The sequence below is a fragment of the Collinsella sp. LCP19S3_B7 genome (assembly GCF_052121795.1).
In the GTDB taxonomy this organism is placed as follows: domain Bacteria; phylum Actinomycetota; class Coriobacteriia; order Coriobacteriales; family Coriobacteriaceae; genus Collinsella.
Genome location: NZ_JBQKDO010000002.1, coordinates 138,544 through 161,251 on the forward strand (window position 1 = coordinate 138,544; position 22,708 = coordinate 161,251).

The following is a 22,708-nucleotide window of genomic DNA, read 5'->3' on the forward strand; positions in this document are numbered from 1 at the left end:
ACTTGTCCCAGGGCTATCCCCACTCGTTACAGCTCAGAACCACCAAGGCGGTGCGCGATGCTGTCGCAGGCGAGCGCGCCCACGACGGTCTTGGCATCCTCGATCTTGCCGTCGAGCACGGCATCGATCAGCTCGTGCAGCGGCACCAGGTCAACGTTGACAAACTCGTCATCGTCGGGGTTGGGCGCATCGAACTCGAGCTTGGTGGCCAGGTAGATGTGTATAATCTCGTCGCAAAAACCGCAGGTCGTGACAATAGACGTTAAAAAGCGAATGCGCCCGGCCTTAAAGCCCGTCTCCTCATGCAGCTCGCGCCTGGCACAATCGAGCGGGTCCTCGCCTGGGTCGAGCTTGCCGGCGGGAATCTCAACCGTCACGCGGTCGATGGCGGTGCGGTACTGACGCACCAGTACGATCTTGCCGCTCTCGGTCAGCGCCACAACGGCCGCCGCACCCGGATGGCGAACGATATCGCGGGCACTGCGGTGACCGTTGGGCAGCTCAACCTCAAGACGGTGGACGTCGAGGATCTTGCCCTTCCAGGCACACTCCTCCGAAAGAATCTTCTCGTGCAGCTCGGCATCGTGCGGGTCGTCGTCGCCCAGCACCAGCGCCGGCTCGTCAGCGACCTCGCCACCAGGCTCGCCCTCGGCGTGCCCATACATGCGGCTGTCCTCTTCGACGATTTGCGCGTCCACGAGCTCTTCGTTCTTCTCGTCCATCCGTCTCATTCCTCTCGGATTTTAGGCATCCCAGGCGTCGCGGCCGCGCAGCGCGCGCAGGCCAATGTCGTGACGCAGGGTCTTGCCCTCAAAATCGATCTTCTCGCAAGCCTCGTAGGCAAGGTTGCGAGCGTTCTCGAACGTGTCGCCCAGCGCGGTCACGGCGAGCACGCGGCCGCCGTTGGTCACGAGCTGGCCGTCCACCACGGCGGTGCCGGCGTGATACACGGTCACGTTCTCCATGGCCTCGGCATCCTCGATACCGGTGATGACCTTGCCCTTCTCGTAGCTGCCGGGATAGCCCGCGCTCGTCAGGACAACGGCCACCGCCCACTCGTCACGCCAATCGAGCTCAATCTGGTCGAGCTCGCAGTTGGCGCAGGCAAGCATGACCTCGACCAAGTCGTTCTTAAGGCGCGGCAGCACGACCTGCGTCTCGGGGTCGCCAAAGCGGGCGTTAAACTCCAGCACCTTGGGGCCGGCAGGGGTAAGCATAAAGCCGCCGTACAGGCAGCCACGGTAATCGATGCCCTCGGCAGCGAGCTCGGCCACGGTCTGCTCCATGACCTTCACCATGGTGGCGTGCTCCTCGTCGGTCACGATGGGCACCGGGCTGTAGACGCCCATGCCGCCCGTGTTGGGGCCAAGGTCGCCCTCAAGCGCGCGCTTGTGGTCCTGCGAGGTGGCCATGGGTCGCACGGTCTTGCCGTCGGTAAAGGCCAGCAGCGAGCACTCGGGGCCAACGAGCATCTCCTCGATAACCACGGTGTTGCCGGCGTCGCCAAAGGTGCCGCCAAAGCACTCGCGCACGGCCTCTTCGGCCTGCGAAAGCTCGGTTGCCACAATAACGCCCTTGCCCGCGGCAAGACCGTCGGCCTTCACGACCAGCGGAGCGCCCTGCTCGCGCACATAGGCGAGAGCCGAAGCCTCGTCGGTAAACGAGCCGTAGGCGGCCGTCGGAATGCCCGCGCGCTCCATGAGCTGCTTGGAGAACAGCTTAGAGCCCTCCATCTGGGCGCCCTCGGCACCCGGGCCAAAGCAGGGAATGCCCGCCGCGCGCACGGCGTCGGCCACGCCCGCCACGAGCGGAGCCTCGGGGCCAATTACCACGAGTCCGCATCCGTGGCTCTGTGCAAACGCCGCCACGGCAGCAGGATCGCAATCGTCGAGAACCACGTTCTCGCCGCAGCTCGCGGTGCCGCCGTTGCCCGGGGCGATGTAGAGCTTGCCGGCGCGCGGTGATGCCACGAGCTTGGCTGCCAAAGCATGCTCGCGGCCGCCGCTGCCCAACAACAGGATGTCGATGGTTTGAGTGTCCGCCTTCAAGGGTGCCTCCTCTATGGATTAACGGCCCGTCAACCATGCGGGCCCATTACAAGCAAATATACCCCTCGGCCGCCCGTCCGGGCTGCGAAGGGGTATATCGCAATAACCAAATAACGCCGATTACTTCCAGAATCGGTTGATGATCTGCTCGCGGCCGGCGCCAACACCGACAAACGTCACGCGCGTGTGCGCCAGATCCTCGACAAATGCCACGTAGTCCTGAGCCTCCTGCGGCAGCTCCTCAAAGCTGCGGCAGCCGGTGATATCGCACTTCCAGCCAGGAAGCTCCTCGTAGATGGGCTTGGCATGCTCAAAGCGCACCTGGTGCTCGGGCACGCTGGTGTAGCGCTCGCCGTCGACGTCATAGGCCACGCACACCTTAATGGTGTCGAAGACCGAAAGCACGTCGAGCTTGGTCAGGGCGATGTCGGTAAGACCGTTGACGCGCGAGGCGTAGTTGGCGATGGGACCGTCAAACCAGCCGCAGCGACGACGGCGACCGGTGGTCACGCCGTACTCATAGCCCTCCTCGGTCAGCGTATGGCCGGCCTCGGACTCGTAGGAAAGCTCAGTGGGCATGGGGCCTGCACCGACGCGGGTGATGTAGGCCTTCATGACGCCCAGCACGCGGTCGACGTTTTTCATGCCAACACCAGAACCGGTGATCGCGCCGCCGGCGGTGCAGTTAGAAGATGTGACAAACGGATAGGTGCCGTGGTCGATATCGAGCAATGTTGCCTGGGCGCCCTCAAAGAGCAGGGTCTTGCCCTCATCGATCATGTTGTTGAGCAGCAGGCTCGTCTCGGTGATGTACGGGCGCAGGCGCTCGGCCATGGGCAGGTACTCTTCACAGATCTGGTCCACGGTGTAGGTGGGCAGGCCGTAAAGCAGCTCGAGCTCGGGATTCACGCGGGCGAGAGCGGTTTCCAGCTTGTCGCGGAAGAGCTCCTCGTCCAGCATGTCCTGCATACGAAGGCCAATACGAGCCATCTTGTCCTGATAGCACGGGCCAATGCCGCGCTTGGTGGTACCGATGCTCTTCTTGCCGAGCTTCTGCTCAAAGGCTCCGTCCAGGTCGACGTGATACGGCATGATCACGTGTGCGTTGCCGCTGATCTTGAGGTTCTTGGTGGTGATTCCATCGGCCTCGAACATGTCGATCTCCTCAAGGACAACCTTGGGGTTGACGACGCAGCCGTTGCCAATCACCGACACGTGGTCGGCGTACATGATGCCGGAGGGCACCTGATGTAAGCCGTACTTCTTGCCGTTGACAACGATGGTGTGCCCGGCGTTGTTGCCGCCCGAATAGCGCACGACGGCATCGAAGTCGCCGGCGATCAGGTCGCAGATCTTACCCTTGCCCTCATCGCCCCACTGGGCACCGACCAAAACGGTTGACGGCATGTTTACTCCTTACATACATGGACTGTCTGCGCGCCACACGGCGGGCAGAAGCACAAAACATTCCCAGTATACCCGTGCAACGGGCGCCTGTCCTACTCCTCGGTATGCACCCCATCAAGCTCATAGAACTTGGTGGATGCCGGCAGGAACATCAGGTCGACGTCGCCGATCGGGCCCGAACGGTTCTTGGCCACGACAATACGCGTGACGCCCTCGTCGGGTCGGTCGTCGCGTGAGGCCTCAGCCACGTCGGCGGAACGGTCCAAGAACATGACGATATCGGCGTCCTGCTCGATGGAGCCCGATTCGCGCAGGTCGGAAAGCTGCGGGCGCTTGCCGGTACGGGATTCGACCTGACGCGACAGCTGAGACAGCGCGATCAGCGGAATCTTGAGTTCCTTGGCCATAATCTTTAAGCCACGCGACATCTCGGAGACCTCGACGGTGCGGCTCTCGAAACGGCGTCCCGGCGGAGGACTCACCAGCTGCAGGTAGTCCAAGATAATGATGGCCTTCTCCTTGTTGTGGAGCATGCGGCGGCTCTTGGCGCGAATCTCGGTCACCGTGGTGCCGGGCGTATCGTCAATCAGAATATCGAGCTTGGACAAGGTCTGCGTGGCCTCGTTGATATTGGCCCACTGCTCGGGGCTAATGCGACCCATGCGAAAATCACTGATCGAAATCATGGCATAGGCGCAAATCAGGCGCTGGGCAATTTCCTTGCCCGACATCTCCAGCGAGAAAAAGCCGACGGTGTAGCCCGCAGCGGCGGCATTGAGCGCCAGGTTTAGAGCGAACGAGGTCTTACCCACGGCGGGGCGGGCGCCGATAATGATGAGCTGGCCCTCGCGGAAGCCCATAAGCATGCGGTCGAGTGACGGGAAGCCCGTGGGAACGCCCGCTGCCTGGCCACCGGCCTGGCACACTTCCTCGGCCTCGTTATAGGCCTCGACCATAAACTCGGTCAGTGTCTTGTAGCTCGACTTAACCTCGCGCGCCGTAACCTTGAGCAGCTTGCTCTCGGCCAGCTCAACGACCTCTTTGGTATCGGTGGGGGCGTTGTAGGCCAGCGCGTTAATCTCGTTGGTGGCGCCAATCAGCTCACGCAGCATCGAGTCGCGACGAACGATGGCGGCATGGTGCTGCCAGTTGACGAGCGACAGGGTCTGACCCATCAGCTCCAAAATGTACGCCTCGCCGCCCACGGCATCGAGCTTGTTGATGCTTCGCAGATAATCGATCAGCGAGATGGAGTCGATGGGGATACGACTGTTGTACATATCGACCATCGCGGTATAGATGGTCTTATGAATGGGCCGGTAGAAATCATCGGGCTGCAGCTCGACCTGGGCTTCTTCGACCACTTCGGGCGATAGCAGCATGGCGGCCAGTACATTGGCCTCTGCATCTTGGTTTTGAGGGAGACCCAACTTAGAGCCACGGTCCTCGACCGTCAGCCCCGTCTCCCTTTCGTCATATGCCATGAGCATCCTCATTCATATCGCTTGCGAGCATCCATAGTATCAGCCACAGCCTCAAAACGGGCCGCGCCCCGGCAATCATCACCGAACCAAACGGATGAACGGTCCCATACACGCGTTGTGTTAGACCACTTTGGATAAGTGTCCTGCACGCAGTACACGCGACGGGGCCCCGGTTGCGACAATTCCATCATCAGGAGAGATGGAGGTTGCAATGGAAGACGTGATCACCCAGCTGACGAGGCAGCTCCTCCCGCAGATGACGGCTGCCGAGAAGAGCAGGGCCCTGAGATCGCTCAAGGCGCTGATAGACGCGGAGCTTTTCGACCTCGCGGCAAGCGAGGGGGCGGAAGACGATCCCGACAGAGCCTGCCCCTGGTGCGGCTCCCCGCATTACGTGAAGAGGGGGCGAGACGGGCGCGGCCGTCAGCGGTTCCTCTGCCGAGGGTGCGCCAGGACCTTCACCGACGCCACCATGCGCATCTTCTCCACCACCAAGCTCGACAGGTCGGCCTGGATGAGGTTCGCGGAGTGCCACGTGGACATGCTCCCGCTGCGCGAGTCGGCGGAAAAGTGAGGCGTGTGCCTCAAGACGGCGTTCTTCATGCGCCACAGGCTGCTCGAGGCCATGGCCAAGCGCATGCCCGCCTTCCGCGTGGAGGCCGGCGGCGGGGCCGAGCTCGACGAGTGCTTCTTCAGGGAGAGCTTTAAGGGAAACCGCTCCAGGTCGGAGTCCGGCGTGCCCAGGAAGCCCCGCACAAGGTCGCAGGGAACCGACGGGCACGAGAAGATATGCGTGCTCACCGGCATCAACGACGCCGGCGACATCTTCTACGAGATCGCGGGGAGGGGCGGCCTCGACGAGGCGGCGGCCAGGGAACTGCTCGCCGACAAGCTCACGGTCGGCGCGATAATCTCGACGGACCGGGCTCGCGTGTACCGCCGCGTCCTGCCCGCCCTCGGCGTCGGCGCGCACATCGCCAGCAAGAGGGAGGAGCACGCCATCAACAGGGTGAACAGCCTCCACTCCCAGATGAGGCACTTCATCGGCAGGTTCCGGGGCGTCTCCACGAGACGCCTCGAGAACTACCTCGCCTGGTTCAAGTGGACATGGTGCTTCAAGGTCCGCAGGAGCGCGGACGAGCTCACCGAGCTCATAGTGAGGCAGGCGGCCCGCGGCACGTACGAGAAGACCTGGCGCCAGTACAAGGCGACCCCCTATCCGTTCTACGAGTACTGGATCAAGCAGGCGAAATGGGACTCGCGTGCGCGGAGGGCCATATACGGCGTGGCGTGATGTCCAGGGCGGTCTGGCGCAGCGCATCTGCGGCAAGCGCTGAAGTCGTGCCCCGATGCAAATAGCAACAGCTAGCGATATTCTTCGGGAACGTCGAAACCGTACTCACGGCATAGGAGCATGACATCGTGGACGTCGTGCTCGTCATGCTGATAGCCCAAGTGAAACAACAGCTGGCTTTCGGGGTCGATGCACGACACCTCCACCTCGCCGATGCGCCCCCTCCCCGAAAAGACCTCCCCGGGAAAACGATCTCCCTGATACAGAATATCGCCATTCTCGGCGAAATCGAAGCAATGCAGGTCGACGATGCGCCCCGCCTCGTCTTGCCACACCGTGTGATCTTCGGTGGTGAAAGATGCAGCCACCTCGGAAAACCCCTCATCAGCAATTAGATCCACGAACCTTTGGTAATCCCCGCGCTGAACGAACAGGTCGATGTCGTTATGGGCCCTGGTCTCACGCCCGACAAGCGCATCGACGCCCCAGCCGCCATCAAGATATACGTCGATGCCCGCACCTGCGGAAAGGCCGATTATCCAACACGCATCATCCTTGGTGACCATAGGAGCTCCTTCGCTTTCGCCTGCTATCTAAGCAAGAAAGATTATAGGAAAAGTCCCAGTATCCAAAGCGGTCTAACACAACGCATACACGGGACCGCATCTCAATGGCTGCCACGACACTCCCCCAGCGCAAAAAATAAAAGGGCGCCCTGGTCTCCCAGAGCGCCCTTCTTAGAACAAGATTGTTGCGTTGCAGCAAATGCTACTCGGCAGCAGCCTCGGTCTCGACCTCGGCGGTCTCGGCCTCGGCGACCTCAGCGGCCTCCTCGACCTCAGCCTCGGCAGCGAGCTCCTCGGCGGTAACGCCGACGAGAACGACAACCTCGGCCTTGATCTCGCGGTACAGCGAGATGGCAACGGTGTGGGCACCGGCAACCTTGATGGGCTTACCGAGCTCGACGCGCTTGCGGTCGATGTCCATACCGAGCTGATCCTTGATGGCGTCAGCGATCATAGCGGCGGTGACGGAGCCAAAGAGGATGCCCTCGTCGCCGACCTTGACGTCAACGGTGACCTGCTTGCCCTCGAGGGCAGCCTTGGTCTCGTTGGCGGTAGCCAGACGGACGGCCTCACGCTTGGCGATGTTGTTGCGACGCTCGTCAAGCTGCTTGAGGTTGCCCTTAGTGGCGGCAACAGCGAGCTTCTTGGGGAACAGGAAGTTCTCAGCGTAGCCCTGAGCGACCTCTACGACGTCACCCTCGCCGCCCTTGCCCTTGATCTCATCGAGAAGAATAACCTTCATGATGCGTCTCCCTTCTTAGCCGCGGTCGCGGTTGCCACGAGAGGAAACCACGGGGACGGTGTACGGCAGGAGAGCCATCTCGCGGGCACGCTTGATGGCGTTGGCGATGTCATGCTGATGCTGCGTGCAAGCGCCAGTGACGCGACGGGGCTTGATCTTGCCACGGTCGGTCATGTACTTACGGAGAAGCTGAGTGTCCTTATAGTCGATGAACTCAGTGTTCTCCTTGCAGAACTGGCAGTACTTACGACGCGGCTGACGTGCAGAAAAATCATTAGCCATGTCAAAATACCTTTCATTTGGCAACTTCGGCGAACCGAAGCCGCCTCTCACTCAAAAATAGGTGAACAACCCTTAAAACGGGATGTCCTCATCGTAGACGTCGACCGCGGGCGGCGTAGCCACCGGTGCGGCAGGACGTGCTGCGGGCGCGGGAGCTGCGGGGGCGTAACCGCCCTGATCGTAGCCACCCTGGCCACCACGGGAGCTCATAAACTCGATCTCATCGACGATGACCTCAAGCTTGCTCCTGCGCTGACCGTCGCGCTCCCAAGAGCTGTAGCGCAGCTTGCCCTCGATCGCGACCTTGTTTCCCTTTGCCAGGAAACGGCTCACGGCCTCGGCGCGGGTGCCGAACATAGTGCAGTCGACAAAGTTGGGATAGTCCTCCCACTCGCCAGTCTGCGCATTGCGGCGGCGATCGTTCACGGCGACGCCAAAGGACAGAACCTGGGTTCCGCCGGCAGTGGCGCGCAGCTCGGGATCGCGGGTGAGGTTACCGGTGATGTTCACTCGATTGATGCTCATTACTCACTACTTCCTCTTGGGGCACAAGCCCAGTCCAAAACGACAGTCTTACTCCTGGTCGTCGCGACGGACGATCATGTGGCGGACCACAGCGTCGGTGATGCGCAGGACGCGATCAAGCTCGGCGATCTGGGTAGGATCTGCGTGGAAGTTGATGAGGGTGTAGTCACCATCGGTGAGGTCGTTGATCTCGTAGGCGAGCTTGCGCTTGCCCCACTCGTCAACGGAGTCGACCTTGCCAGCGCCCTCAGCGATCGTGGTATCGATACGCTTCATAACAGCGAGACGAGTCTCGGGGTCGAGCGACGGGTCAACAAAGAACAGCAGTTCATAAGCCTTCATATTGTCACCTCCTCTGGACAAATGTGGCTTCAGGTCGTGAAGGTGCGCCTGAAGCAGGAAAAGACTTGGTAATAGTATCTTTCAACCTCCCAGGCTGCAAGAATATGCAGCTACAACCTCATGACCTCCACATATGTCCATACTCGCACGGCCTTTCTTGCGTATTCCAACCAAATGCTGTCCAAGAGCTTGACGGATTTGAGGACAAGGGCGGGTGCATGCCGACTTTCTGCCAGATAACCGCAAGTCGCTCGCAACATGGCTGCGGTCGCAAAATGCATACCAGCGGTACAACGCGACATATTGAATTATTAAACTTGATTCCCGACCGTCCGTAACTACCTCATTTGAACAGTTCGCCTGGGCCGATTACGCAGGTCATCGATTGGTTTCGACACGGTTGGGCAAACGACGGAGCGATGCAATTTAAAAAATGCCAAGTTTTTGGTTTGCACTTTGCGATTCCTCGTGTATACTGACTTTCGCATTTAACGGAGAGTTGTCCGAGTGGCCGAAGGAGCACGATTGGAAATCGTGTAGGCGTCAAAAGCGTCTCCAGGGTTCAAATCCCTGACTCTCCGCCAGTTAATTCCAAAGCAGGCCTTTGTGCCTGCTTTGTTTTTACCCCACGCGGAGGGGTGGCAGAGTGGTTGAATGCGGCGGTCTCGAAAACCGTTTGGCCTGTATAAGGTCACGAGGGTTCGAATCCCTCCTCCTCCGCCATTTTGGTTGATAAAGCTCCCAACAAAGGGAGCTTTTTTGTTTTGAGTCCCTTACAAACAAATACGGCGGCGGAGGAGGGGTTCGAACCCGCCAGGGCGTTCACCACCAACCCAGATCTCCAAACATGTACATCACCCTCCAAAGATGTCAAAAAATGACGTTTTTGGAGGCTGATGTACATGTTTGGAACCTGTGACCGCACCCAGTCCCGACCGTTTACCGAGCAATGGGGTCACGACCTCCCACAACCATGTACTATGTACGGGCATTTTCCAATCCAACTACCCAAAGGAACCCACCTTGCCCGTCATCGCCACTGCAATCGTTACCGCACACGCCTCGGATGCCATGGTTGCCATCCCGTTTTGGCTCGAGATGTTCGCTGTCGTCGCGGCGTCAATTTCGGGTGTACTGGTTGCGCGCGAGCACAAACTCGATCTGGTGGGCGCCGTCGCGCTCGCCGTGGTCTGCGGTCTGGGCGGCGGTCTTTTGCGCGATATGACGCTCCAGGTGGGCAACGTCTACATCCTTAACCAGCCCATGGCGCTGCCGCTGTCCATCGCCACGGCGGCCATCATCTACATCTTCCCTGCCATCGTCGACAAGCCCGACAAGCTCATCCCCCTGCTCGACATCATCTCGGTGGGTATTTATGCGGCAACCGGCGCAGATAAGGCGCTCGTGTACGGATTTGCACCGGTCGTGTGCATCATGATGGGCTTTTTTACCGCGGTAGGCGGCGGCATGCTGCGCGATGGTTTTATGGGCGTGGTGCCGGGTATTTTCCAGCGCACCAACTTCTATGCCATCGCGGCTATCGCTGGATCGGCAAGCTATGTTTGCCTTGTCATGAGCGGCTTGGTCAGCAATGTCGTCGCGCTGGTCGTTTGCGTCGCAGTGACCATGGGCCTGCGCTGGCTCTCGCTGCGCTTTGACATCAAAAGCCCCACCGAGGACGATATCGCGCGTTTTCTACATCGTAAAAAATAGATAGCACGGCCCGGCCCGTCGCAAGGTGACAGCCTATCCACAACCGGCCGCAGGCCCGATATCCCACGACACCTTACGTAGGCAATTGCCCATGCAGAATACTGCAACCGCGAGTTTCTTTTAGAGCGAAGGCGCAATGGGTACCATATTGGGCGTATGCAAATCACCAAGCAAAGGATTCACCATGCCTCACAACCAACCCGCGGCGGCGCAACATCACAACATGCGCGGGCGGCTGATTATGGCCTTCGCGCTTATCGCGCTGGCGTTTACCGCGCTGCCTTCCATGGCATTCGCCGGCACCGACACCGCGGGCAATGTTTTCGTGTCCGACGGGGATTCCAGTCCATCCGGCGTCGGGGGCGATCTGTACTGGGCCGGTCAAAGCCTTAGCCTGGACGACGCTTCCATCGACCGCGATATCATCGCCGCCGGCGAAAGCCTGTCGATTCGCGACTGCACCGTAGGCGGCGCCGTTCGCCTGGCGGCGCGCACCATCGATATCGCCAAGACCACCATTGATGGAAGCGTGACAGTTGCCGCTCAGCACGTCGTACTTAACTCCGGCAGTACCGCCAATTGCTTCTATGCCGCAGGTGAGACGGTTGCCCTGCGCGGCTCCGCCAAGTCGGCAGTGCTCGCGGGCAGTACGGTAACCATCGACGGCACTGTCGATGGCGATGTTGAGGTCTGGGCCGACAAGCTAGTGCTCGGCAAAAACGCCAACATCACCGGTACCGTAAACGCTCATGTCTCACAGGACCCCGAACGCGCCGACGGCGCCAAAGTGGGAGCCCTCAAGATCGACCGCACCGAGAACGAGGACACCTCCACCGTCAACGACGTCATCGGCGGCATCGTTGCCGCAGCTCTTTCCACCTGCTTTGTCGCGATTCTCCTTGAGCTCGTCTTTCCGCGTGCAACAGCCAGCGCGGCCGGCATGCTTCACCAGCACCCCGCCCCGCTGTGGGTGAGCGGTCTTTTGGGCACGGTAGCCGCCGTTCCCGCCATCTTGCTGCTCATCATCTCGATTGCCGGCCTGTCGCTCGCCGGAGCCCTGATGTGCGGCGTCATCGGCATCGCCCTGGTCTCGGCGGCCTTTGCGGGCACCGCGGTCGCACGCATGGTCGGGCACAGCCAGAACCGCTACGCCATGGCCGCCGTGGGCGGCGCCATCGCCGGCGCCCTTACAGCACTTCCCCTTATGGGCAACTTTATCAGCGGCGTAGCCTTCGTCTTTATGCTGGGCTATCTCATTCAGATCATCTGGCGCAACGCCCACGTCAAACCGCAAAAGGCCCCCAACACCCCGGGCCTTCCCTCCGCCTAACCGCCAACCACCGCAAAGGTGTCCTTCCTCTTTGTGGTGGTACAAAAAGGGCGCCGGCCGCGATGGTCGACGCCCTTTCTTGTGAATGCTACAGAGTTCAGCGCTTATTTGTTGACCTGACCGGCGCGAACGGCAGCCTTCTTGCGATCGGTGGCGTTGAGCAGACGCTTGCGCAGACGGATGTTCTTGGGGGTGATCTCCACCAGTTCGTCATCGGCGATGTACTCCAGCGCCTCCTCCAGCGAGAAGGTGCGAGGCGGCACCAGCTGCACGGAGATATCGGAGGTCGAGGAACGCTGGTTGCCCAGGTTCTTGGTACGGGCGATGTTGACGACCATGTCGCCGGCCTTGCTGCGCTCGCCCACGATCATGCCCTCGTAGCACTCGACACCCGGCTCAACAAACAGCTGGCCGCGCTCCTGCAGCGTGCCCAGAGCGTAGGCAACGGCCTTCTCGGTGGTCATGGAGATCATGGCGCCGTTCTGACGGTTGCCGATCTCGCCGGCGTAGGGACCGTACTCCAGGAAGGTGTGATAGAACACGCCCTCGCCGTGAGTGACGTTCATGATGCGGTTCTTAAGGCCCATGATGCCGCGGGTCGGGATCTTAAACTCAAGGTGCGTCACGATGCCCGAGGTGTCCATGCTGGTCATAATGCCGCCAGAGGTGCCAAAGACCTCGACGACCTTGCCCGAGTACTCGTCCGGGCACTCGACGACAGCTTGCTCGACGGGCTCCATCTTGTTGCCGTTCTCATCCTTCTTAAACAGAACGCGGGGACGGCCGACCTGGAACTCAAAGCCCTCGCGACGCATGGACTCCATCAGGACGGACAGGTGCAGAATGCCGCGGCCCGAGACCTCGACGCCGCTCTTGTCCTCGAGCTCCTCGATCTTCATGGTCACATTGTTCTCGGCCTCATTGAATAGGCGCTCCTTGAGCTGACGAGCGCCCACAATGTCGCCATCGCGGCCGACGAGCGGAGAGGTCGAGGCCTCAAAGACGATGGACAGGGTCGGCGGATCGATCTCGATAGGCTCGAGCTCGACGGGGTTCTCGGGATCGGTGTAGACATCGCCGATGTCGGTGCGCTCGATACCCACGACGGCGGCAATGTCGCCGGCGCCGACTTCCTGGCACTCGGTGCGGCCCAGGTAGTCGAAGGTAAAGAGCTGCTTGACGGTAGCGGTGGCGCTGGAACCGTCGTTCTTGACGACCAGGATCTGATCGCCCTGGCGAATGCTGCCGGAGTACACACGGCCAATGCCGATGCGGCCGACAAAGTTGGAGTGGTCGATGGTCACGCACTGCATAGCGAGCGGCGCGGTCTCGTCAACCTCGGGCGCGGGCATGTCGTCGATGATCATGTCGAGCAGCGGGTACATGTCCATGTTGCCGTCGTTGGGGTCAAGGCGGGCAAAGCCATTCATGGCGCTGGCATAGACCACGTGCTCCATGGCAAACTCGAGCTGGTCGTCGGTGGCGCCCAGGTCGGCCATAAGGTCCAGACAGTCGTTATAGGCCTTCTCGGGGTTGGCGCCCGGACGGTCGATCTTGTTGATGACGATCATGATCTTAAGGCCGGTGTCGATGGCGTGACGTAGGACAAAGCGGGTCTGGGGCATGGGGCCCTCAAAGGCGTCGACCAGCAGCAGGGCGCCGTCGGCCATGCGCAGCACGCGCTCGACCTCACCGCCAAAGTCGGCGTGGCCCGGGGTGTCGATGACGTTGATCTTAACGTCCTTGTACTCGATAGAGATGTTCTTGGCGAGAATCGTGATGCCGCGCTCGCGCTCCTGGTCGTTGGAGTCCAGGACGCGATCCTCGACCTGCTGGTTGGCACGGAAGGCGTCCGTGGCACGCAGGAGCTTGTCGACCATCGTCGTCTTACCGTGGTCGACGTGGGCGATAATGGCGATGTTCCTCAGATTGTCTACGCGCATGTAGTTCCCCTATCTTCTATCTATATACACACGGCACGCGTATGCGACCCGTCCAGCAACACAACGCTCGGCGGGAATATTGAGCCTTTTACCGAAAACTCGTTTATTTTAGCGATTCTAGATGAGAGGGGTTTCCTCACCTGCAGGTTCAGGGTCGCTCCACATAAAACCATCGCCGGCGCCCATGCCCTCGTACAGCACATATGCCGAAAAACCGCTCTCGAGCGTGGTCTCGAAGAAGCTAACGAGCAAAGCGTCGTGATATCCGCCCTCGATCTCCACACAGCCGGTGTAGCCGATGGCATAGCGGGCGATGCGGCCCAGGCCTTCGTCCTTGAGACCCATCTTGTGCTCGGAGATAAAGTTGGTGGCAGCCTCCAGGCATGCCTCCTCACCGTCCTCGTCGAGAGCCGCAAGATAGCGGTTGGAGGCGGCATCCTCGATCGCCACGACAACGCCCGGGTTTTCACCGGCGGCAAGGTCGTCCAAAAACGCACCGATCAGATCGCACACCATGGCGTCGAGCTCGGCGGAGACGTTACCGGCGTCCTGCATATCCTGTGCCATCTTTTGACCTTCCCATCGCATCCGGCGTCGTTATAACTCCTGTGCCTCGGCCGCGATTCTGGCGGCAGCGTCACGGGCGCGAACCATATCCGCCGCGCGCTTGTCGAGCACCTTGATCTGGCTGGTCAGCATTACCGCATCGACCACGCCCCAGATCACCAGGCCCGTCGAAATCGAAAACCCAAGCGCACCAACTGTACCACGAAGCCGCGACAAGATTACCGCGGCAAGCGCGGAGACAACAACCATCTTGATATAGGAGTCACGGCGCTCGCGAAGGGTGCGAGCCTGCGTCACATACGCAATGCGCGCGGCCTCAAATGCCTCGGCGCGCATATGGGCCTCACGCGCGATAGCGGCTGCTTCGGTCGACACACTGGTGCCCATCAGCGCTCGCCGTGCATCGTGCTCAACCGACATTTAGAAATCATCGGGCGAGAGCGTGTGGACAAACTCGTCAAACTTCTCGAACTCACTCTCGTCGTCAACCTCGTCGGCAAGCGGAGAGACGGTGCCCAAGCGATTCATGATGTCGTCCTCCACAAACATGGGGGCATTGCTGCGCACGGCAAGGGCGATAGCGTCGCTCGGTCGCGCGTCAAGCATATGCTCGCCCCTATCGGTGTGCACGACGACCGTCGCGTAGAACACCGGCGGCTCGGCGCGCACGATCTCGATACGCTCGATCTTCGCTCCCACCACTTCGATGGTATCGAGCAAAAGATCGTGGGTGATGGGGCGATCGGTGCGGCCGGTATCGATACCGCGGCTGATGGCCGCTGCCTCGTAGGAACCGGTCTGGATGGAAAGAGAGCGCAGCGGCGCGGACGAATCCGACTTACGGCAACGCTCGCGCAAGACGATCAGCGATGGCACGGGACCGGCGGCCATGACGATGGTCTCTATGTCGACACGAACCATGGAACACCTCCGGTACGTAGCGGTTAACACACGGCAGGGTCGCCGCATTGAATAGCTATACTACCCAATCTTTCGCCCAGCACACAAAATCAAAGTAGTTAATTTGGGACGGGGCTTTTTTAGCTACCCAGCGGCAGGTCTAGAAACTGAGGCTGCGCAGAACAGGGTAGCCAAAAAAGCCCCGTCCCAAATTAACTGCTCCAACGGGTAAGAAAAAAGCCCCGAGGCAATGCCCCAGGGCTCTTAACGTTTTGATGGTGGACCTGACAAGATTCGAACTTGTGACCTCCCGGTTATCAGCCGGACGCTCTAACCAACTGAGCTACAGGTCCATCATGGTGGAGGTTAGGGGGATCGAACCCCTGACCTCAGGCTTGCAAAGCCCGCGCTCTCCCAGCTGAGCTAAACCCCCACGGAGACAGTAATAAACACCCCAGCGGCGACTCGGCTCTCGCTGGGGTGTTTATTGCGAAAGAAAGTGGTGGACCTGACAAGATTCGAACTTGTGACCTCCCGGTTATCAGCCGGACGCTCTAACCAACTGAGCTACAGGTCCATCGCGCAAGGGATATATTAGACGAGTCGTTACGCGCGCGTCAACAACTTTTTTGAAAATCTTTGGGAGGGGTGGTCGCTGGGCTGGCGAGATAGTGTTGGTTTGCTGCTCGGGCAGTCCTGCGCAAGACGAAGGCCACATTAAGTGGCCTTCTTTGCGTGCGGAACTCGCGACAAACCAACACTATCTCGCCAGCCCAGCGACCATGGGGTCCCAAGGTTTTCAAAAAAGCGGTCGGCGCGCAGTGCGCCGACCGCCGATATATGGGGTCTGATGATTTTTACCAGCTAGGTCCTCTTACTCGTCTAGGAGATCTTCTGGTATGTCGTTGCCGTGGCCTGGGTCGACTGGGGCCTCTTCGGTGACGTCTGCGGTCTCGGCACTTTCGCCCTCGGGCTTCTCTTCGGCGGCCGTCATGCGGGCAACGGCGCACACGCGGTCGTCATCGCTTACGGTCATCATCTTGACACCCTGCGTGGTTCGACCGGTCTGGCTGATCTCGTCGGTCTTGACGCGAATGACCGTCGCGCCCTCCGTCACGATAAACAGCTCATGCTGCGGGCCGACCGCCTTCATGGCCGCAAGGTTGCCCTTGCGCTCGGTCATTTGGATGGTGTAGACACCCTGGCCGCCGCGGTTTTGCTCCGGATAATCCGAGACCGGCGTGCGCTTGCCGTAGCCGCACTCGGTAATGACAAACAGGTCACCCTCGCCGTTGGTGACCTCCATGCCCAAGACACTCACGCCGTCCTTCATGCCAATGCCGCGGACACCGCTGGTGTCGCGGCCGGTAGCGCGAACCTGGTCCTCGGGGAACATGATCGCCTTGCCCGCAGTGGTGGCCATGATGATCTTGTCGCCCTCGCGTACGCGGCGCACGGCGAGCAGCGCGTCGTCGTCCCTCAGATTGATGGCGATGAGGCCATCGCGGCGGCTGCGATCATAGGCGCTCATCACGGTCTTCTTGACCATGCCGTTCTTGGTGGCAAACATCAGGTACTCATCGGCGGGGAACTCACGACAGCTAATGACGCTCGCGATCTTCTCGCCCTCCTCGAAGGGAAGCAGGTTGACGATTGCGGTGCCGCGTGCCTGGCGCGTACCAACCGGCAGCTCGTGCACCTTCAGACGGTAGACCTTGCCCTTGCTCGAGAAGAACAGCACATACTCGTGGGTGGAAGCGATAAACATCTCGTCAATAACGTCGTCCTCTTTAAGGTTGACGCCCGACACGCCCTTGCCGCCGCGCTTCTGGGCGCGGTAAGCGGCCACCGGGATACGCTTCACATAGCCGGTGTGGGTGATCGTCACGACCATGTCCTCGTCGGCGATGAGGTCCTCGACGTCCAGATCCTTCTCGACCTGGCTGATCTCGGTACGGCGCTTGTCGCCAAACTTCTTGGAGATCTCGCGCATCTCTTCCTTGATGACGCCCAGAATCTTCTCCTCGTGCGTCAGCAGGTCCTCGTAGTAGGCGATAGCACGGCGCAGGCCGTCCAGCTCTTCCTGGATCTTGTCGCGCTCCAGGCCGGTCAGGCGACGCAGCTTCATCTCGAGGATGGCCGTGGTCTGCTCGGGCGTAAAGCCAAAACGCTCAATCAGCCGGCTGCTGGCCTCGGCATCGGTCTGCGAGGAGCGAATGATGCTAATGACCTCGTCGATATGGTCGAGGGCCATAAGGTAGCCCTCAAGGATATGTGCACGGGCCTGGGCCTTTTTAAGGTCAAAGTGGGTGCGGCGGGTGACTACGTCGACCTGGTGGTCGATGTAGTGCTGCAGCATCTCGCGCAGGCTCAGGCATTTAGGAACGCCATTGACGAGTGCCAGGTTGTTGGCACCAAAGGTGGTCTGCAGCGAGGTGTACTTATACAGGTTGTTAAGTACGACCTGCGGGATAACGCCCTTCTTGAGCTCAATGACCAGACGGATGCCCTTTTGGTTGGACTCGTCGCGCATATCCGAGATGCCCTCGATGCGCTTGTCGTTTACGAGCTGGGCGATTTTCTCCTGCAGGGTGCCCTTGTTGACCATGTAGGGAATCTCGGTAAAGACCAGGCGGCTGCGGCCGGTCTTGGTGGACTCCACATGGGCCTTGGCGCGCACGGTGATCGAACCGCGGCCGGTCTCGTAGCTCTGCCTAATGCCGGCACTACCCATGATGATGGCACCGGTGGGAAAGTCCGGGCCGGGCATAATCTGCATGAGCTCGTCGACGGTGGCGTCGGGGTTGTCGATCAGGTAGCAGGTGGCCTCGATCGCCTCGGTGAGGTTATGCGGGGCGATATTGGTGGCCATGCCTACAGCGATGCCTTGGCTGCCGTTAACCAGCAGGTTGGGGAAGCGTGCGGGCAGTACCACGGGCTCGGCGAGCGACTCGTCGTAGTTGGGCTGCCAGTCGACGGTATCCTTCTGCAGGTCGCGGAGCAGCTCCATGGCGGGCTTTGCCAGACGGCTCTCGGTGTAACGCATAGCTGCGGCACCGTCGCCGTCGATGTTGCCAAAGTTGCCGTGGCCGTCGATAAGCGGCGTGCGCATGGAGAACCACTGCGCCAGACGAACCATGGTCTCATAGACCGCGGAGTCGCCGTGGGGGTGGTACTTACCGATAACTTCGCCGACCGTCCAGGCCGACTTCTTGTGCGGGCGGTTGGGGTAGATGCCGCTCTCGTTCATGGCGTACAGGATGCGGCGGTGCACCGGCTTTAAGCCGTCGCGCACGTCCGGCAGGGCGCGTGCCGTAATGACCGACATCGAGTACTCGATAAACGACTGCTTCATCTCGCGGCCAAACTCCGAAATCTGGAGCTGGCCGCCGTTGATGTCCTCGCCGGCCGAGGCGCCGCGATCGACCGCGCCAAAGCTCTCTTCGAGCTCGGCGTCGTCATCCTCTTCCTCTTCATCCTCGACATCGGGGTTGTAGGAATCCGGATCGCCGTCCTCGCCCTGCTCGGCGCGGGCGAGCAGGCGCTTCAGATCATCGGGCATACCGGCGTCGCCGGCCTCGTCCATACCCTCGTTGTTGTTGATATCGTCTGCCACGTTACCTCCTCATGGTTTGCGTGGTCCATTAGTTCCCTACCACGGAGACGGCTTTTCCAGGTGCCGCAGATTCGCCCGAAAGAGGAGGGAAGCGTACTTGGGTACGCAACCGACGATTGAGGGCGAAGGTGCGGTGGCTGGGAAAGCCGAACAGGTTAGGCATCTAAGAAGCGTGCATCATGCGCGTGTTTTTCAATGTACTCGCGGCGATAGCCCACCTCGGAACCCATGAGCTCGCGTACGGCACGGTCCGCCACCACGGCATCCTCGATCGTCACGCGCTGCAAAATGCGGGTCTTGGGGTCCATCGTCGTCGAGGCAAGCTGCTTGGGGTCCATCTCACCCAGGCCCTTGTAGCGCTGGACGGTATAGCCCTTGCGCTTCTTGGTGATCTTGCCATCCTTGGCCTTGCCGTCCTCGTCGTTGTCGTCGGGGTTCAGGCCCAGGCTCTGAATGGTGTCGCGCAGAATCTCGTCTTCGGGCTGTCGGCCGTTGGGATACACGTAGTGGATCTTGTTGCGCACCTTAATGCCAAAGATGGGCGGGCAGGCAACATAGACATAGCCGGCATCGATCAGCGGACGCATGTACTTGTAGAAGAACGTCAGCAGCAGGATGCGGATATGCGCACCGTCGACATCTGCATCGGTCATGATGATGATCTTGTGGTAGCGCGCCTTGGTGATATCGAAGTCGCCGCCGTCGCCGGCGCTCGTCGTGACGCCGCAACCGATCGCGGTGATCAGCGACTGGATGGTGTCGCTCGAGAACGCACGATGGTCGCCCACGCGCTCGACGTTCAGAATCTTGCCGCGCAGGGGCAGAATCGCCTGGATGTCTCGGCGACGGCCGTCCTTGGCCGAACCGCCTGCCGAGTCGCCCTCTACGATGAAGAGCTCGGTCAGCTCGGCATCGCGCACCGAGCAGTCGGCGAGTTTGCCGGGCAGCGACGCCGTCTCGAGCAGGCTCTTGCGACGGGTCGCCTCGCGCGCCTTGCGGGCGGCGTTGCGGGCCTTGCAGGCCTGCTGCGCCTTCTTGACGATCTCGCGGGCGGGTTTGGGGTGCTCCTCAAGGTAGTCGGCAAGACCGTCGGTCACGATCTTAAGCGTAAGCGTGCGCATGTAGGAACTACCGAGCTTGGCCTTGGTCTGGCCCTCAAACTGCGGATCGGGCAGCTTGACCGAGATGACGGCCGAGAGACCCTCGCGCACGTCGTCACCGCTCAGATTGGCCTCTTTCTCCTTAAGCAGGTTCTGCTTGCGGGCGTAATCGTTAATCACGCGGGTGAGGGCGGTGCGGAAGCCCTCAAGGTGCATGCCGCCCTCGGGGGTGTAGATGTCGTTGGCAAACGACATGACGTTCTCGCCATAACCGGCGTTCCACTGCAGGGATACCTCGACCTCGCCCATCTTGGCCACGGGCGCATCCGGGTCCGATTTACCCTCAATGTAGATGGGCTCCTTAAAGGCCTCGGGGACGTCCTTGCCGTCGTTGAGGAACTTGACGAAGTCGGTGATGCCGCCCTCGTAGCAAAACTCCTCCACGCGGGGAGCCGCCTCACGCTCGTCAGTCAGCACGATCTTGAGGTTCTTATTGAGAAACGCCGTCTCTTGCAGACGATTGTGCAGTGTATCGAAATCGTAGACGCAGGTCTCGAAGATCTCGTCGTCGGGCCAGAAGGAGACGGTGGTGCCCGTCGAATCCGAGGTGCCCACAACCTCCATCTTCTTGACGGTCTTGCCGCGCGAGAATTCCATCTCGTAGATATTGCCGTCGCGGCGCACCTGTACGACCACGCGCTTGGACAGGGCGTTGACAACGGAGATGCCCACGCCGTGCAGACCGCCGGAAACCTTATAGGCCGAGTTATCGAACTTACCGCCGGCGTGAAGGATCGTCATGACGACCTCGAGCGTCGGAATCTTTTTGACAGGGTGCTCGTCGACGGGGATGCCGCGCCCGTTATCGACGACCGTAATGGAGTTGTCGGCGTGGACCGTCACCTGAATCTCGGTGCAGAAACCGGCCATGGCCTCGTCGACGGAGTTGTCAACGATCTCCCACACCAGGTGGTGCAGACCGCTGGCGCTCGTCGAGCCGATATACATGCCCGGGCGCTTACGGACGGCTTCGAGACCCTCGAGGATCTTAATTTCGCCGCCATCGTAATCGTTTTCGTTTGCCACACGTCCTCCTTCGGTTAAGAAAATCTGTATAGCCTTACTATTTTATCGTAAAAAATACCCTCGGGGACGAGGGTATTTGCCTATACAAGGCCACCAGATGCGATTTAAGACTCTTTTTTGCTTTGCACGCCCTTGGCCCACTCGGCACTGGCCCTCATGGCGTTCTGGAGGGCCTCACGCAGTTTTTGGTCTTCGATGGGCGACACCTGGCGCTCGATCTCGGCACGCTCGGCTTCATTCAGGTCGGCATGCGGCGCGGGCGGGCGCTCGGGCGCGACCGGGCGCAGGCGCTCTTTTGCCGCGGGCGGCGTGTGGCCGGGGCGGGTCGTCTTAAATACCAGGCCATCCACATGCGCGCCGGCACGCTCCATGCGTGCGCGGATTATCTCGCGCAAAAGTGTCATCTCCTGTGTCCACGAGGGCGAATCGAGATACACCAGCAGCTCGTTGGACTCGGGAAGATAACGCAGCCCCGTCACGTGCCGGCCCTCGCGCGTGCCCGAGCACACCGCGTTCCAAGCACGGTAGACCGCGCGCGATTCCTCGGCGGCCTCCATTTGCGCACGACGCTCGGGCGTAGCCGACGCCAAGATGCGCTGGCGCTCGGCACCCAAAAAGTCACTGAAGGCAGCCGTGCCGTTCTCACGCTCGTAATTAGCATGCCTCACCCATGCTCACCACCTTGGCTCGATCAAGTAACTCATCGGTAAAGTATCCCAAATTGGTGGTGGTTATGACTGTCTGGATGTCGTCGCCGATCAGCTGCAAAAAAGCGGCGCGGCGATCGCCGTCGAGCTCGCTCATCACGTCATCCAAAAGCAGCAGCGGGGCGGTACCCAGAATATCGCGGGCTACGGCCACCTCGGCCACCTTCCAAGCCAGAACCAACGTACGTTGCTGACCCTGACTGGCAAACGAGCGAGCCGAGCGGCCGGCGACCGAAAACTCAATCTCGTCGCGGTGCGGACCCACGAGTGTCACGCCGCGGCGGATTTCCTCGTCGGCGCGCTCGTCGAGCGCCGCGAGCATGTGCTCGTATGCCCAGCCCCTCAGCTCCTCGCGGTCATCGGTCTGGGGCAGCTCCCCCAACGTGGACGCATAGGCCACATCGGCCTCCTCCCCGGACGCAACCAGCCCGTAGGCATTGCGCACGTGGGCATCCAAGCGATCGAGCAAGGCCAAGCGGTGCACCAGCAGGGCCGATCCGGCGCGGGCAATCGACTCATTCCACGCACCGAGCATCTCGCGACAGCACCATGTCTCTTTGAGCAGGGCGTTGCGCTGCGTCACGCAGCGGCCGTAGGCGCTTGCCAGATCGGCATAGCGGGCGCTCAGCTGCACGCCAAAGTCGTCGAGCGCGGCGCGACGCACGCTGGCACCACGCTTAACCATATCCAGATGATCGGGGCAGAACAAAACACTCGGCAGCACGCCGCGCACGCCAGAGGCGGCACATCGCTTGCCGTTGCGGCTAAACGAACGCTTACCGTCCTCCACGCATAGGCCCATGTCCAGCACGCGGCCATCGCCCTCGAGCCTAAGCTCGGCCTTGCACAAACCCGTGCCGTCGTGCACAAGCTCGACGGCAGTGGAATGCCTAAACGAGGCGCCGCTCGTTAGCAGCTGCAGCGCCTCTATGAGGTTGGTCTTTCCCGCCGCGTTGGGCCCCGCGAGCACCGTCACGCCCTCGCTCAGTTCCAGGCGATAGCTATCGAAGCTGCGGTAGCGCGCGACGGAAAGATCGCGGGCGAACATGGCCATAG

At 60.7% G+C, this 22,708-nt stretch carries 21 protein-coding genes and 5 tRNA genes; 6 read left to right on the plus strand and 20 right to left on the minus strand.

Annotation, left to right across the window (positions count from 1 at the left end; genetic code table 11):
- Positions 1–26: 26 nt before the first annotated feature.
- The 4 genes from ACTQW0_RS01500 to dnaB form a co-directional block, all read right to left on the minus strand.
- A complete protein-coding gene (locus tag ACTQW0_RS01500; protein WP_195838565.1) occupies positions 27–722 on the minus strand; it encodes an NUDIX domain-containing protein in 696 nt (231 codons plus the stop codon).
- Positions 723–743: 21 nt separating this feature from the next.
- Positions 744–2,048 (minus strand): phosphoribosylamine--glycine ligase, encoded by a 1,305-nt coding sequence (gene purD / locus ACTQW0_RS01505; RefSeq protein WP_441566601.1) that lies wholly within the window; start codon positions 2,046–2,048, stop codon positions 744–746.
- A 120-nt stretch (positions 2,049–2,168) separates the two neighbouring features.
- Positions 2,169–3,455: an adenylosuccinate synthase gene (locus ACTQW0_RS01510; protein ID WP_427717940.1), complete on the minus strand. Its 1,287-nt coding sequence runs from the start codon at positions 3,453–3,455 to the stop codon at positions 2,169–2,171.
- A 92-nt stretch (positions 3,456–3,547) separates the two neighbouring features.
- Positions 3,548–4,945, minus strand: coding sequence for a replicative DNA helicase (gene dnaB, locus ACTQW0_RS01515; RefSeq protein WP_441015390.1), 1,398 nt, complete (start codon positions 4,943–4,945; stop codon positions 3,548–3,550).
- Positions 4,946–5,150: 205 nt separating this feature from the next.
- On the opposite strand from dnaB, the gene ACTQW0_RS01520 reads away from it, so the two are divergent.
- Complete coding sequence (locus ACTQW0_RS01520) at positions 5,151–5,513, plus strand: IS1/IS1595 family N-terminal zinc-binding domain-containing protein (RefSeq protein WP_441566603.1); 363 nt, start codon at positions 5,151–5,153, stop codon at positions 5,511–5,513.
- Positions 5,514–5,516: 3 nt separating this feature from the next.
- Entirely contained in the window at positions 5,517–6,233 is a 717-nt protein-coding gene (locus tag ACTQW0_RS01525) for an IS1595 family transposase (RefSeq protein WP_441015230.1), read from the plus strand.
- A 71-nt stretch (positions 6,234–6,304) separates the two neighbouring features.
- Here ACTQW0_RS01525 and ACTQW0_RS01530 read toward each other — a convergent pair whose 3' ends face one another.
- The 5 genes from ACTQW0_RS01530 to rpsF form a co-directional block, all read right to left on the minus strand.
- On the minus strand, positions 6,305–6,799 hold the full coding sequence (locus ACTQW0_RS01530; protein ID WP_117843039.1) for a nucleotidyltransferase domain-containing protein: 495 nt from the start codon (positions 6,797–6,799) through the stop codon (positions 6,305–6,307).
- A gap of 202 nt (positions 6,800–7,001) precedes the next feature.
- A complete protein-coding gene (rplI, locus tag ACTQW0_RS01535) occupies positions 7,002–7,541 on the minus strand; it encodes a 50S ribosomal protein L9 (protein WP_154516756.1) in 540 nt (179 codons plus the stop codon).
- A 15-nt stretch (positions 7,542–7,556) separates the two neighbouring features.
- The gene (gene rpsR, locus ACTQW0_RS01540; protein WP_006235829.1) at positions 7,557–7,823 is read right to left on the minus strand and encodes a 30S ribosomal protein S18; all 267 of its coding nucleotides are present in this window, start codon (positions 7,821–7,823) and stop codon (positions 7,557–7,559) included.
- Between the two features lie 72 nt (positions 7,824–7,895).
- Positions 7,896–8,348: a single-stranded DNA-binding protein gene (locus ACTQW0_RS01545; protein ID WP_006235830.1), complete on the minus strand. Its 453-nt coding sequence runs from the start codon at positions 8,346–8,348 to the stop codon at positions 7,896–7,898.
- A gap of 48 nt (positions 8,349–8,396) precedes the next feature.
- Positions 8,397–8,690, minus strand: coding sequence for a 30S ribosomal protein S6 (gene rpsF, locus ACTQW0_RS01550; protein ID WP_006235831.1), 294 nt, complete (start codon positions 8,688–8,690; stop codon positions 8,397–8,399).
- A gap of 493 nt (positions 8,691–9,183) precedes the next feature.
- Here rpsF and ACTQW0_RS01555 point away from each other — a divergent pair.
- The 4 genes from ACTQW0_RS01555 to ACTQW0_RS01570 all read left to right on the plus strand — a co-directional run bounded on the left by ACTQW0_RS01555 (position 9,184) and on the right by ACTQW0_RS01570 (position 11,733).
- Positions 9,184–9,274, plus strand: a tRNA-Ser gene (locus ACTQW0_RS01555).
- Between the two features lie 48 nt (positions 9,275–9,322).
- A tRNA-Ser gene (locus tag ACTQW0_RS01560) sits at positions 9,323–9,413 on the plus strand.
- A gap of 300 nt (positions 9,414–9,713) precedes the next feature.
- Positions 9,714–10,403 (plus strand): trimeric intracellular cation channel family protein, encoded by a 690-nt coding sequence (locus ACTQW0_RS01565; RefSeq protein ID WP_441566606.1) that lies wholly within the window; start codon positions 9,714–9,716, stop codon positions 10,401–10,403.
- 184 nt (positions 10,404–10,587) lie between these two features.
- Positions 10,588–11,733, plus strand: a complete 1,146-nt coding sequence (locus tag ACTQW0_RS01570; protein ID WP_441566608.1) for a polymer-forming cytoskeletal protein — start codon at positions 10,588–10,590, stop codon at positions 11,731–11,733.
- A gap of 104 nt (positions 11,734–11,837) precedes the next feature.
- On the opposite strand, the gene typA is transcribed toward ACTQW0_RS01570, so the two are convergent.
- From typA to recF, 11 genes are all read right to left on the minus strand, one after another.
- Positions 11,838–13,676 (minus strand): translational GTPase TypA, encoded by a 1,839-nt coding sequence (gene typA / locus ACTQW0_RS01575; RefSeq protein ID WP_441032650.1) that lies wholly within the window; start codon positions 13,674–13,676, stop codon positions 11,838–11,840.
- Positions 13,677–13,793: 117 nt separating this feature from the next.
- A complete protein-coding gene (locus tag ACTQW0_RS01580; RefSeq protein ID WP_154516767.1) occupies positions 13,794–14,243 on the minus strand; it encodes a hypothetical protein in 450 nt (149 codons plus the stop codon).
- Positions 14,244–14,273: 30 nt separating this feature from the next.
- On the minus strand, positions 14,274–14,663 hold the full coding sequence (locus ACTQW0_RS01585; protein WP_441566610.1) for a hypothetical protein: 390 nt from the start codon (positions 14,661–14,663) through the stop codon (positions 14,274–14,276).
- Positions 14,664–15,164 (minus strand): bifunctional nuclease family protein, encoded by a 501-nt coding sequence (locus ACTQW0_RS01590; RefSeq protein WP_441042203.1) that lies wholly within the window; start codon positions 15,162–15,164, stop codon positions 14,664–14,666.
- A gap of 255 nt (positions 15,165–15,419) precedes the next feature.
- Positions 15,420–15,496: transfer RNA gene (locus ACTQW0_RS01595), tRNA-Ile, on the minus strand.
- 4 nt (positions 15,497–15,500) lie between these two features.
- Positions 15,501–15,576 (minus strand) — tRNA-Ala (locus ACTQW0_RS01600).
- A gap of 67 nt (positions 15,577–15,643) precedes the next feature.
- A tRNA-Ile gene (locus ACTQW0_RS01605) sits at positions 15,644–15,720 on the minus strand.
- Between the two features lie 297 nt (positions 15,721–16,017).
- Positions 16,018–18,729, minus strand: coding sequence for a DNA gyrase subunit A (gene gyrA, locus ACTQW0_RS01610; RefSeq protein ID WP_441566650.1), 2,712 nt, complete (start codon positions 18,727–18,729; stop codon positions 16,018–16,020).
- A 185-nt stretch (positions 18,730–18,914) separates the two neighbouring features.
- Positions 18,915–20,945: a DNA topoisomerase (ATP-hydrolyzing) subunit B gene (gene gyrB, locus ACTQW0_RS01615; protein WP_441566612.1), complete on the minus strand. Its 2,031-nt coding sequence runs from the start codon at positions 20,943–20,945 to the stop codon at positions 18,915–18,917.
- Positions 20,946–21,049: 104 nt separating this feature from the next.
- Positions 21,050–21,613 carry a DciA family protein gene (locus ACTQW0_RS01620; RefSeq protein ID WP_427729032.1) on the minus strand — a complete coding sequence of 188 codons (564 nt, stop codon included), beginning with the start codon at positions 21,611–21,613 and terminating at the stop codon, positions 21,050–21,052.
- On the minus strand, positions 21,600–22,706 hold the full coding sequence (gene recF, locus ACTQW0_RS01625) for a DNA replication/repair protein RecF (RefSeq protein WP_441566614.1): 1,107 nt from the start codon (positions 22,704–22,706) through the stop codon (positions 21,600–21,602). The genes ACTQW0_RS01620 and recF overlap by 14 nt, the downstream gene beginning before the upstream one ends.
- Positions 22,707–22,708 lie beyond the last annotated feature (2 nt).